Origin of the sequence: Blastococcus mobilis, assembly GCF_900188025.1 — a bacterium.
GTDB classification, from domain to species: Bacteria; Actinomycetota; Actinomycetes; order Mycobacteriales; family Geodermatophilaceae; genus Blastococcus_B; species Blastococcus_B mobilis.
In genome coordinates this window covers 79,427-91,280 of sequence record NZ_FZNO01000018.1, presented here as the reverse complement: position 1 = coordinate 91,280, position 11,854 = coordinate 79,427, and the positions used below count along the sequence as shown (strand labels likewise).

Here is an 11,854-nt window from a genome sequence, read left to right as displayed (position 1 = left end):
GTGGAGAACCAGGACGCCCGGCCGACCCGGATAGAGGCCCACCTGCGACTGCTGCGCCTGGCCGACGCGCTGGGTCCGTACTACGGGACGGAGGACCTGGCGGTCCTGCTCTACTCGATCATCCGCATGCAGAAGCCGGAAACGGTCGTCGAACTTGGAACGGGACTGGGGGTTTCTGCACTCTGGATGGCGCATGCCGCCGAGTGCAACGGGCTCGGCGAGGTGTACACCGTCGACGACCTCGACCTCTGGCGTGGGGACGACCGCATGTTGTCCACAGTGCTGTCCGTCGTGGCACGAGCCGGGGTCGGGAACCTGCAGGCGTCGTCACCGGACGAGTACTTCAGTGCCATGGCCAGGATGATCGGCGTGGAACAGCGACTCATCGTCGTCGAGCGACGGATGCGGCTCGACGAGCCCGGGCACTTCGACGGGTACCCCTTCGCCAAGCGGCCGATCGGTCTGCTGTTCTCCGACTTCCTGCACGGCCCCGATCATCTGCAGTGGCTGCTCACCCACTTCCTCCCCAGGATGGCGCCCTCGTCGTCGATCCTCATCGACTCGGTGGGCAGCGAGGTCGGCTCCTTCCTGGCAATCGAGCAGCTCGTGCACTGGCTGAACCGGGGGCGGATCCCGGAGGCCATGCGCCGGCTGTGGAGCGCCGATGCCGTCGAGCTGGTGCGCGGTCGCCGATTGCGACTGCTCCATCTGCCCGAGACCAAGGACCGCCCGCAGAACACCACCAGCTGGATCCAGGTGGAGCCGGCCGATCCGTGGCCCGCGGGCGCCAGACCCTGAGCCCACCCGACGGAGGAGTCGGCCTACACCGTCAGGGCCCCCGGAACCTCGGACTCGGCCCTCAGCCGTAGCGCGCCACGAAGTTGGCCAGCATCCGGCCGGGCTCGGACACCAGTGCCGGTCTCAGGCGGGCTATCAACGCCTCCATCTCCGAGGGTGGGAAGTAGCCCGCGTGCTGGTAGACGTGGACCCGGGTCACGATCCCGTCGACGTCCAGCTCGGGGTGGAACTGGGTCGCGTAGAGGTTCTCCTGGACCCGGAACATCTGCACCGGGCACCCGGCTGAGCTGGCCAGCAGGACGGCGTCGCGCGGCAGCACGCTGCAGGCCTCCTTGTGCCCGACGAACGCGTCGAACTCCGGCGCCATGCCGGTGAGCACGGGGTCGGCGCGCCCGGCGTCGGTGAGCCGGATCCGCACCGCGGAGATCGGCTCGGAGTAGGTGCGGTCGATGACGCCGCCCTGGTGCACACCGAGCGTCCCGACCCCGTAGCAGGCTCCGAAGAAGGGGAAGTCCCGCGCCACGATCTCGTCGAGGAGCGAGGACAGCTCGCGCTCGACCCGGTGCTGGACCTCGGACTTGACCTCCGGGGGGTCGCTGGAGTTGAACGGTCCCCCGCCGACGAACACCCCCGCGTAGTCGTCGAGCTCCAGCTCGGGCAGGGGGGCGGCCTCCATGCGGATGCGCCGCAGCCGCTCGGGAGGCAGGCCGGTGAACCGGAGGAAGGCGGCGTACTCGCCGTCGGCGGCCACGTCCTCCGCGCGGGAGGACAGCAGGAGGAACGGCCGCACGGCCGGATTCTAGGTCTGCGGACGGCTGCGGCCCCGGACCTCGGGTGAGGTCGGGGGCCGCAGCGCGCTCGGCGGTGGCTGTGCCACCGCGGACCGTTCAGCTCACGGTCGTGATCCGGTCGAGCGCCGGGGGGGACACCGGCGAGTTGGCGCCGAGGTACGCGGTGAGCGCGTCCAGGTCGATGGGTCCGGTGACCGGGTTGGTGCCACCCTGCAGCACGGTGAAGCCGTCCCCGCCGCCGGCGAGGAAATTGTTCACGGTGACCCGGTAGGTCTGACCCTCCACGACGGGGACGCCGCCGATCAGGAGGCTGCCGTCGACGATCCGCGTGCCGGCACACGGGTCGCTCACCGGTGCCGTCGTACCGCTGGCGGAGACGGAGTAGGACACCGAACCCGACGGCTGCAGGATCTTGGCGACCGTGTACTGCTGCTCCAGCATGCAATACAGCTGTGCGCCCGTGAGGTCCAGCGTCACCAGGCTGTTGGCGAACGGCTGCACGGTGAACGCCTGCTCGTAGGTGACCGACCCGGCAGGCAGATCGGCTCGGACGCCGCCCGGGTTCATGAACGCGGCGACCGCCCTCTCCTCGTCATCCGTCGCAGCAAGCTGCGAGTCGGCGATGAGGTTGCCGAGCGGCGACTCGCCCGACTCGTCGGCAGTCCTGGTGATCGCCGACGTCGTCGAGCCGACGACCCTGCTGGCGACCGGGCCGAGGGCCGCACGGTAGCGGCTGATCAGCTCGGTCTGCGCTGCGTCCTTGGCCACGTCCCGGGTGACGATGACGTTCTTCGCCTTCGCCTGGATAACGTCGCCGGTTGCCCTGTTGAGGCGCAGGTCGATGTCGGTCACCAGGCGCCCGAAGGAGCTCGCACTGGTGACGAGCTTCTTGTCGATCTCGCAGTTGTAGGCCTGGTGGGTGTGGCCGCTGATGACCACATCGATTGCGTCGCTCATGCCGTTGGCGATGTCGACGATCGGGCCGGTGAGGCCGTTGCAGCCGTTGACGTCCCACGCGTTCGCGCCGGTCTGGTTACCGCCTTCGTGCAGCAGCACGACGATGGCCTGGACCCCCTGTGCCTGGAGATCGGCGGCGTACCGGTTTGCGGTTGCCACCTCGTCGGCGAAGGTGAGTCCGGCTGTGCCCTCGGCGCTGACGATGCTCGGCGTGCCCTCCAGGGTCATGCCGATGAACCCGATCTTCTCGCCTTGCACCTCGTGAATGGCATACGGCTCGAGGAGCGGCGCGCCGGTCTCGGTGACGAATGCGTTGGCCGAGAGGTACTGGAAGTCGGCGCCCGCGAAGGGCGTGCCGTCGAGACAGCCGTCGACCGGGTGGCAGCCGCCGTTCTGGATGCGGAGCAGCTCCTCGGGACCCTCGTCGAACTCGTGGTTGCCGACGCTCGCGTAGTCCAGGCCGGCCAGGCCGAGCGACTCGATGGTCGGCTCGTCGTGGAAGGCCGCCGACAGCAGCGGCGAGGCGCCGATCAGATCACCAGCGGCGACCGTGATGGTGTTTGCCTGCTTCTGCTGCGCACCGAGCTGCTGCAGCTGGGTGGCAAGGTACTCGGCGCCACCGGCGTCGACCCGGTTGACACCGGCGTCGGGACCGGTCTGGATGCGGCCGCTCGAACCGCTCGGCGCCTCCAGGTTGCCGTGGAAGTCGTTGAGGGCCAGCAGCTGGACGTCGATCGGGCCGCCCCCGGGATGTCCGCCGGGAGGGGTGCCGGGCACCGCGTGCGCGACCCCGGTGAGGCCGGCGACGGTCAGCGCACTGAGCGCCGCTCCCGCGGCGAAGCGGCGCAGGGCAGTGTGGTTCATCGATTCTCCTGACAGATGCCTTCACCGGAACGACGCCCATTCACCCTGGCCCAGTGGTCCGGAGGCGGGGCTGCAAGTGAACGACGAGGCACCGGGAGGCTAACTCCGGCTCCTCGATTCCGGTAGAGCGATCTGACAGAAAGGAACCGGACGATCGCGCAGGGCACCTCCGTCACACGGGCAACGGCGCGATGGACCGGTCCGGGACCTCTCCGGCGGCCTCCTCGTCGTCACCTCGAGGGCGTCCGGACGACGAGCTCCTCCCCCCGTGTCGGCGCCACCAGGGCCACCAGCCGCTCGGCGACGGCGAAGGCCAGGAGAGCCGGCGCGATGACGATCGCGGGAGGAATCACCAAGGGGGCGGCCAGCGCCGAGATGGCCAGCACCCCGGGGGCGCTGGCCAGCCAGCCCGGCCGCCGCTCGGCGTCGAACAGTGCCCGCCAGCGCACACCCGTCCACATCAGCCAGCGACGCAGCACCGGGACGCCGCTCTCCCGCATCACCCGCCGGAAGATGCCGTCGGCCTCGCGCGAGGTGACAGCCCCCGAGCGGATGCCCTCGGTGCACAGCCAGTCGTGCAGGATCGCCGCGAGCGTGTACGCGCCGAATCGGGGGAACAGCCACGAGACCACCCGGGGCACCGTCGCGAAGTCGGTGCAGTACCCGGCCGGGACGACGAACCGTTCCCGGCACCCCTGGTACACCAGTTCGTCGACGAGCGCCCATGTGTCCGCGTCGACCCTGCTGACGGTCAGCGACCCCGGTTCGAAAGGCACACCTCACTCTGCGTCAGGCGCGGGCCACCCGCAGCGTCAGGTGCCGGTGATGTGCTCCGGCCGGATCGGTACCCGCCGCAGCGGCTTGCCCGCGGCAGCACGGACGGCGGCCGCGACGGCCGGCCCGGACGAGATGGTCGGTGGCTCCCCCACCCCGCGGACGCCGTAGGGCGCGTGCGGGTCGGCGTACTCCAGGACCTTCACCTGCATCGGCGGCATGTCGAGGATCGTCGGGATGAGGTAGTCGGTGAACGACGGATTGCGCACGTGGCCGTCGGTCACCACGATCTCCTCCATCAGCGCCAGGCCCATCCCCTGCGCCGACCCGCCCTGGATCTGACCCACGACGGCGTCGGGGTTGATGGCCTTGCCGACGTCCTGCGCGGTGTCCAGCGCGACGACCTTCACCAGGCCGAGCTCCACGTCCACGTCCACGACGGCCCGGTGGGCGGAGAAGGCGAACTGCACGTGCGCGTCACCCTGCCCCGTCTCCGGGTCGATGGCGTGGGTGGGCCGATGCCGGTACTCGACCGTTTCCTCGACCGCGTCCTCGCCCAGCACCTCGCCGAGGCCGACCAGCACCTCACCCGAGGATCCGACGATCTTTCCGCCGTCCAGGCGCAGCTCGTTGGCCGGGCGCCCGAGGGACAGCGCGGCCCGTTCCAGCACGACGGCCCGTACGGCCTCGCAGGCGGCCTTCACCGCTCCCCCGGTCACGTAGGTCTGCCGGGACGCCGAGGTCGAACCGCCGGATCCGACGGCGGTGTTCTTCGGGTGGACGACGACGCGCTCGACTCCCAGCTCGGTCCGGCAGATCTGCTGCTCGACGGTGATCAGCCCCTGACCGACCTCCGCGGCCGCGGTGTGCACCGTCGCGACCGCCTCGCCACCGGTCATCTCCAGGCGGACACGGGCGGTCGAGTAGTCGTCGAACCCCTCGGAGAAGCCGACGTTCTTGTACGTGACCGCGTAGCCGACGCCCCGGACGACGCCCTCGCCGTGGGTGGTGTTGCCGACCGCCCCCGGGCGCGAGCGGATGTCCGAGGTGTCCGCCGGCGGCGGCATCGGCATGTCCCGGACGATCTGCAACAGTTCGGCGACCGGAGCCGCGGAGTCGATGACCTGGCCGGTGATGTTGGTGTCGCCCTCGCGCATGCCGTTGAGCTGCCGGATCGCCACCGGGTCCAGTCCGACGGCCTCGGCGAGCTCGTCCATCAGCGCCTCGTGCGCGTACGCCGCCTGGACGCAGCCGAACCCGCGCATCGCCCCGCACGGCGGATTGTTGGTGAACACCCCGTAGGCGTCGACGGCCACGTTCGGGATCCGGTAGGGGCCGAGCCCCAGCGTGCCGGCGTTGCCCACCACGGCCGCGGTCGAGGACGCGTACGCCCCGCCGTCGAGCACCGTCCGGGCCCGGGCGTAGACCAGGGTGCCGTCGCGTTCGGCGCCGAACTCGTAGGTCATCCACGCCGGGTGCCGGTGCACGTGGCCGAAGAAGGACTCCTCCCGGCCGTAGGACATCTTCACCGGCCGGCCGGTGCGCAGGGCCAGCATCGACGCGTGGACGTGGACCGACAGGTCCTCCCGCCCGCCGAACGCGCCGCCGACGCCGGCCAGGTGCAGCCGCACCAGCTCCTTCGGCATGCCCAGAGCGAGGCACATCTGCCGCTGGTCGACGTGCAGCCACTGGGTGGCCACGTACAGGTCGACACCGCCGTCCTCGGCGGGGACGGCGAGACCGGACTCCGGCCCCAGGAACGCCTGGTCCTGCATCCCGACCTCGAAGTCGAGGGAGACGACGACCGGCGCGGTGGCGTCCGGGTCGCCGCGGCGCAACGTCAGGTGGCGCACGAGGTTCCCCGGCTGGTGGACAGCCGGCGCGTCGTCGTCCATGGCCCGCCGGGGGTCGGTGACCGCGGGCAGGACCTCGTACTCGACGTGGATCCGCTGGGCGGCGCGGCGGGCGGTCTCGGGATGGTCGGCCGCCACGAGCGCGACCGGCTCCCCCTCGTACCGGACGAACTCCGACGCCAGGACCGGCTGGTCGGCGTGCTCGAGGCCGACGGCGTTCTCCCCCGGGACGTCGTCGGCCGTGAGCACCGCGATCACACCGGGCACGGTCAGCGCCTCGGCGATGTCGATCCCGCGGATCCGGGCGTGGGGGTGGGGGCTGCGCAGGGTCACCCCCCAGACCATGTCGTCGTGCCACAGGTCGCTGGCGTAGGCGAACTCGCCGGTGACCTTCAGCGTCCCGTCGGGCCGCAGCGGACTGTCCCCCACTCGTCCCGACGGCTGGGTGGTGGTCGTCGTCCGGGTACCGGCCTCGGTGCTCATGCCTCGGCCTGCCGCCGCGCGGCCGACCGGACCGCGTCCAGGATCTTCTCGTAACCGGTGCAGCGGCACAGGTTCCCGGCCAGCGCCTCGCGGATCTCCAGGTCGGACGGGTCCGGCACGCGGGCGAGCAGGTCGTGCGCGGCCACGAGCAGGCCCGGTGTGCAGAAGCCGCACTGCACCGCACCGCACTCGAGGAACGCCTCCTGCACCGGGTGCAGCTGCCCCTCCGTGGCGAGCCCCTCCACGGTGGTCACTTCCCGGCCGATCGCCTGACCGGCCGCGACCAGGCAGGAGCAGACCGGCTCGCCGTCCAGATAGACGGTGCAGGAGCCGCACTCGCCCTGCTCGCAGGCGTTCTTCGACCCGGGCAGCCCCATGCGCTCGCGCAGCATGTAGAGCAGGCTCTCGCCGGGCCAGACGTCGTCGACCTCGTGCACGGCCCCGTTGACGGTGGTCGTGATGCGCATGCTCAGGCCGCCTCTCGCAGATCGTTCCATGCCCAGGTGACGGCGCGCCGGGCCATCACCGACAGGGAGTGCCGCCGGTAGGCCGCACTCCCCCGGACGTCGTCGATGGGGGACGCCGCCGCGGCGACCCGTTCCCCGAACGCGCGGGCCAGCTCCTCGGGCAGCCGGCCGCGGGAGTCCCACAGCCCGGCGGCCTGGAGCTCGCCGGCGAGGAAGTCCTCGGCGTCCGGAGCGCGACGGGGCGTGGGGGCGGCCGAGCCGATCCCCGTGCCGACGGTCTTGCGGTCGGGGTGCAGCGCACAGGCGAACGCCGACACCGCGATGACCATGGCGTTGCGCGTCCCCACCTTGCAGAACTGCTGTGGGCCGGCTGCCGTCGGCACCAGCACGGCCGCGATCAGCTCGTCCGGCGCGAGCGCGTTGCGCTTGACCCCGGTGTAGAACTCCTCCGCCGGGATCCGCCGCGCCCCGCGGGCGGCCGACTGCACCTCCACCACCGCCCCTGCGGCCAGGAGAGGTGGGTGCGCGTCGCCGGCCGGGGAAGCCGAGCCGAGGTTCCCACCCACCGTCGCGCGGATGCGGATCTGCGGCGAACCGACGGTCCGGGAGGCCATCGCCAGGCCGGGCAGCTGGATTGCGAGCTCCTCGATGATGCGGGAGTAGGGCACGCCCGCGCCCAGCCGGACCCAGCCGTCCTCGGCCGCCCACTCCCGCAGCTCCGGCACCCGCCCCAGGTCGAGCAGCGCCCCCGGACGACGGCGGTCGAAGTTGAGGTCGACCATGACGTCGGTGCCCCCGGCGATCGCCACCGCGTCAGGGCGTTCGGCCCGAGCGGCAAGGGCATCGGTCCACGAGGTCGGTTGCAGGAAGTCCATCGGCGCTCCTCGCTGTCCCCCCTGGATGCTCATGGAGGAAACAGGCCGGCGGTGAAGCTGGCAAGGGTGCCGCGACGTTCCGCGTCCTGATCGTTCCCTCTGCGCAACGCCGCCGGCGGGCGCGGCCGGGCGACGTCGGCAACCGCATGGACCGGAGGCCCGGGATCGTCCAGATCCCGGGCCTCCGGTGGGTCGCGCAGTGTCGTGCGGGTGTCAGGCCCGGGGCCGGGCCGCGCCTTCCGCGCGGGTGCCCGGGTGCCGAGCGGCCAGCGGGGTGGCGACGTCCTCCAGCGACCTGCCCTCCGCGGCCACGCCCAGGACCGCGGCGGCGATCCCACCGACGACCATGACGGCGGCTCCCAGGAGGTAGCCGAGGAACAGCCGGGACGGCTCGGAGCCATCGCCGATCAGCGACCCGTAGATGACCGGGCCGAGCGCACCGAAGCACTGCGCGATGGCGAAGAACACCGCGATCGCCTTGGCCCGCACCTCCAGCGGGAAGATCTCGCTGACGGTGAGGTAGGCCGCGCTGGCCCCTGCCGAGGCGAAGAAGAAGATGAGGCACCAGGCGACGGTCTGGGTGAAGGCGTCGAGGGCTCCCGCGTTGAACAGGAATGCGGTGATCGCCAGCAGCAACCCCGAGATGACGTAGGTACCGGCGATCATCTGCTTGCGGCCCACGGTGTCGAACAGATGCCCGAGGGCGAACGGCCCGGCCAGATTGCCGATCGCGAACGCGATGAGGTACAGCGGCGCGGTCTCGGACGCGACACCGTAGAACTCCGTGAGCACCAGGACGTAGGTGAAGAAGATCGCGTTGTAGAGGAACGACTGCGTGATCATCAGCGTGGCGCCGTAGATCGCGCGCTGCGGGTACTCCTTGAACAGCATCCGGGTCAGGGCCAGGTAGCCGATGTCCGGGGTCGGGGTCAGCTCGATCGCCTTGCTCTCGTCCAGCCTCGGCAGCGTCTTGCCACCGGCCTCCACCTCCTGCTCGATGAAGGCAATCGTCTCCTCGGCCTTCGCCTCGTGGCCGTTCATGACCTGCCAGCGCGGGCTTTCCGGCAGGTGCCGGCGGATGACGAGGATGACCAGGCCGAGCACCGGGCCGATCAGGAAGGCGATCCGCCAGCCGATCGAGGGGTCGAGCACGTTCAGGAAGATGAACGTGCCGATCGTGCCCAGGACGGCGCCGGCCCAGTAGGTGCCGCTGATCATGATGTCGACGCGGCCGCGGTACTTCGCCGGGATCAGCTCGTCGATCGCGGAATGGATCGCCGCGTACTCGCCGCCGATGCCCATGCCGGCGATGAAGCGGGTGAGATAGAGGAAGGCCACCCATCCCGGGCCGTTGCTCAGGGTCAGCGCGGTGAGCCCGCTCCCGACCAGGTAGACGGCCAGCGTGATCATGAAAAGGTTGCGGCGGCCGAGCCGGTCGGAGAGCCGGCCGAAGAACAGGGCACCGACCACCTCGCCCAGCAGGTACACGGTGGCCATCAGGCCGACCTGCGTACCCGAGAGCCCCAGGGTCTCTTCCTGCGTCAGCGTCGCGACGACAGCACCGGCGACCGTGATCTCCAGGCCGTCCAGGATCCACGCCGTCCCCAGCGCGGCAACCATCCGTGTGTGGAACGGCGACCACGGCAACCGGTCGATGCGGGCGGGGATGAGGCTGCGAATGGCTCCGGGCGTCGATGCCTCGCGAGCGACTGTCATGGTTCCTCCGGTAGTGGACGTGGAGCCGCCCACTACCCGCCCAAGATCATCTGGCGCGGGCACCGCGCCGCGACACCCGCTCAGGTGAACTGCACCATGCCGTATCGGCGTCCCCCAAGCATCACTTTCCGTGAGCATCGAGGCCGCGAGCGTCGCCGAAGCGGCGTCCGAGCGCCCGTGGTCGAAGGGCCCAACTCCGTCTTCGTCCGCGTGATCGGCGGGGGCGAGACCCTGCGTCTGCGTAGCGCCACGCCGGGCCTCGCCGTCTGCGTGGACAGCGGGGCGGTCGGATTCGTCCAAGCCTCGGCGGGCTGAGCGGTTTCCACGGTCAACCCACCCGGTTGCGCACCGCGCGGGCGGCGAGCCGGCGGATGCCCTCGACCCGCCTCGACAGAAGCCGGTCGAGCGTCCGGTTGACGGGGGGCACCTCGCCCAGGCGGACCAGCCCGGCCCACCGGGGGACGGCGACCGTGCGTGACCGCGTTGCCGTCAGGCACCCGGCGATCTGGTCGGCCACCCGCTCGGGCGGGATCCCCCGGGAGAGACGGCCGTGCGCGTCGGCGTCCGACTGCGGTGCGTGACCGTGCCCCCGGGCCAGCCACTCGGTCCGGACGAAGAACGGGTTCACGGTGTGCACCCGCACCCCGCGCGCGGTGACCTCCCGGCGCAGCCCCGTGACGAATCCGTCGACCCCCGCCTTCGTCGCGGAGTAGACCGTCAGCGGCGGGACCTGCGACCACGCGGCCACCGAGGAGACCGCGACGACGTCGGCCCGCCCGTTCTCCCGGGCGGCGGCCAGCAGGTGCGGCAGGGCCAGCCGGGTCAGCTCCACCACCCCGGTGAGGTTCAGGGCGACGATGCCCTCGACCACCTCGCCGGGCATGTCCTCGAGCAGCCCTGCCCAGCCGAGCCCGGCATTGAGGACGACGGCGTCCAGCCGACCGTGCTCCTCGAGGACCCGGTCCAGGAGCCGCGCCCGGTCGGCCGCGTCCGCGACGTCGGCGACCACTCCCGTGACGCCGGGAAGGCCCGCGATCGCCTCGTCCAGTCGTTCCCCGCCCCGGGCGCAGGTGACCACCCTGCGCCCCTCTTCGGCGAACCGGTTCACCGTCGCACGGCCGATCCCGGCACTACCCCCGGTGACGAGAACGACGGCATCCCGCGGACGTGTCATGCCCGCCTACTACCCGCGGGGGACATCACATGCCCCGGTGCATCGTTTCCGGGTCGATGGGCATGATCGGGACCATGCGCCTGCCCGAGCCCCGCGGTCCCCTCAGCGATGCCCTCTGCCGCGACCTCGGCACCCGCACTGCGCTCTCGGCGGCGGCGATCGAGCGGGCGGACCGGCTGGCGGCCGGAGGGCCCTACGCCCTGACCGACGAGGACCTGCAGATCAGCCTCGCCGTCCTCTACGAGCTGCACTACCGCGGCTTCGACGGCATCTCCGAGGACTGGGAGTGGGACCCGGCCCTGCTGCGGCTGAGGGCTGGGCTGGAGCGCCGGCACCTTGCCGCGCTGCGCACGCTCACCGGCCCCCTCGAGGTCACCGACGAGTCCATCGACCGCCAGCTCATCGCGCTCATCGCAGCCGACGACGGCCCCTCGCTGTCGTCGTTCATGGCCAAGCAGGGCACGCTCGAGCAGTGGCGTGAGTACCTGACGCTGCGGTCGGTCTACCACCTGAAGGAGGCCGATCCGCACACCTTCGCCATTCCGCGGCTGTCGGGCCGGGCGAAGGCGGCCATGGTCGAGATCCAGGCCGACGAGTACGGCGGCGGCTCAGCGGCGCGGATGCACAGCGAGCTGTTCGCCGGCCTGATGGCCTCCCTCGGGCTCGACGCCGCGTACGGCGCGCTGTGGAACGAGGCGCCGGCGGCGGCCTTCGCGTCGGTGAACACGATGTCGCTGTTCGGCCTGCACCGCCGCTGGCGAGGGGCCGCGCTCGGTCACCTGGCGGCCGTCGAGATGACGTCGTCGGAGCCGAGCCGGCGCTACTCGGCCGGGCTGCGCCGGCTGGGCTTCGACGAGCGGGTCACCGTCTTCTACGACGAGCACGTCGAGGCCGACGCCGTCCACGAGCAGATCGCATCGGTGGACATGTGCGGCTCCCTGGTGGCCGAGCAGCCGGACCTGGCGCCCGACGTCCTGTTCGGCGCCGCCTGCTCGCTGGCCATGGACGGCGTGGCGGCGGCCCACCTCCTGGGCGCCTGGGAGATCGGTCGCTCCGCGCTGCGCCGCCACGATGCCCTGGCCGCCTGACCTCCTCGGCGACG

At 71.5% G+C, this 11,854-nt stretch carries 10 protein-coding genes; 2 read left to right on the top strand and 8 right to left on the bottom strand.

Going from position 1 to position 11,854, the window contains the following annotated elements:
- Positions 1-798, top strand: a complete 798-nt coding sequence (locus CHB94_RS16150) for a class I SAM-dependent methyltransferase (RefSeq protein ID WP_176445593.1) — start codon at positions 1-3, stop codon at positions 796-798.
- Between the two features lie 61 nt (positions 799-859).
- Here the strand turns inward: CHB94_RS16150 and CHB94_RS16145 are convergent, their stop codons facing one another.
- The 8 genes from CHB94_RS16145 to CHB94_RS16110 form a co-directional block, all read right to left on the bottom strand.
- On the bottom strand, positions 860-1,588 hold the full coding sequence (locus CHB94_RS16145) for a glutamine amidotransferase (RefSeq protein ID WP_089337580.1): 729 nt from the start codon (positions 1,586-1,588) through the stop codon (positions 860-862).
- A gap of 97 nt (positions 1,589-1,685) precedes the next feature.
- Entirely contained in the window at positions 1,686-3,410 is a 1,725-nt protein-coding gene (locus tag CHB94_RS16140; protein WP_089337579.1) for a bifunctional metallophosphatase/5'-nucleotidase, read from the bottom strand.
- A 230-nt stretch (positions 3,411-3,640) separates the two neighbouring features.
- Entirely contained in the window at positions 3,641-4,186 is a 546-nt protein-coding gene (locus tag CHB94_RS16135; protein WP_089337578.1) for a DUF1353 domain-containing protein, read from the bottom strand.
- A gap of 36 nt (positions 4,187-4,222) precedes the next feature.
- Positions 4,223-6,520, bottom strand: a complete 2,298-nt coding sequence (pucD, locus tag CHB94_RS16130; RefSeq protein WP_089337577.1) for a xanthine dehydrogenase subunit D — start codon at positions 6,518-6,520, stop codon at positions 4,223-4,225.
- Positions 6,517-6,987 (bottom strand): (2Fe-2S)-binding protein, encoded by a 471-nt coding sequence (locus CHB94_RS16125; RefSeq protein WP_089337576.1) that lies wholly within the window; start codon positions 6,985-6,987, stop codon positions 6,517-6,519. Before CHB94_RS16125 ends, pucD begins: the two co-directional genes overlap by 4 nt.
- 2 nt (positions 6,988-6,989) lie before the next feature.
- Entirely contained in the window at positions 6,990-7,862 is an 873-nt protein-coding gene (locus CHB94_RS16120) for an FAD binding domain-containing protein (protein WP_089337575.1), read from the bottom strand.
- A 213-nt stretch (positions 7,863-8,075) separates the two neighbouring features.
- Positions 8,076-9,578 (bottom strand): MFS transporter, encoded by a 1,503-nt coding sequence (locus CHB94_RS16115; protein ID WP_089337574.1) that lies wholly within the window; start codon positions 9,576-9,578, stop codon positions 8,076-8,078.
- Between the two features lie 328 nt (positions 9,579-9,906).
- Positions 9,907-10,752: an SDR family NAD(P)-dependent oxidoreductase gene (locus CHB94_RS16110; RefSeq protein ID WP_089337573.1), complete on the bottom strand. Its 846-nt coding sequence runs from the start codon at positions 10,750-10,752 to the stop codon at positions 9,907-9,909.
- 74 nt (positions 10,753-10,826) lie between these two features.
- Here CHB94_RS16110 and CHB94_RS16105 point away from each other — a divergent pair, with 74 nt between their 5' ends.
- A complete protein-coding gene (locus tag CHB94_RS16105; protein ID WP_089337618.1) occupies positions 10,827-11,840 on the top strand; it encodes an iron-containing redox enzyme family protein in 1,014 nt (337 codons plus the stop codon).
- Positions 11,841-11,854: the final 14 nt, after the last annotated feature.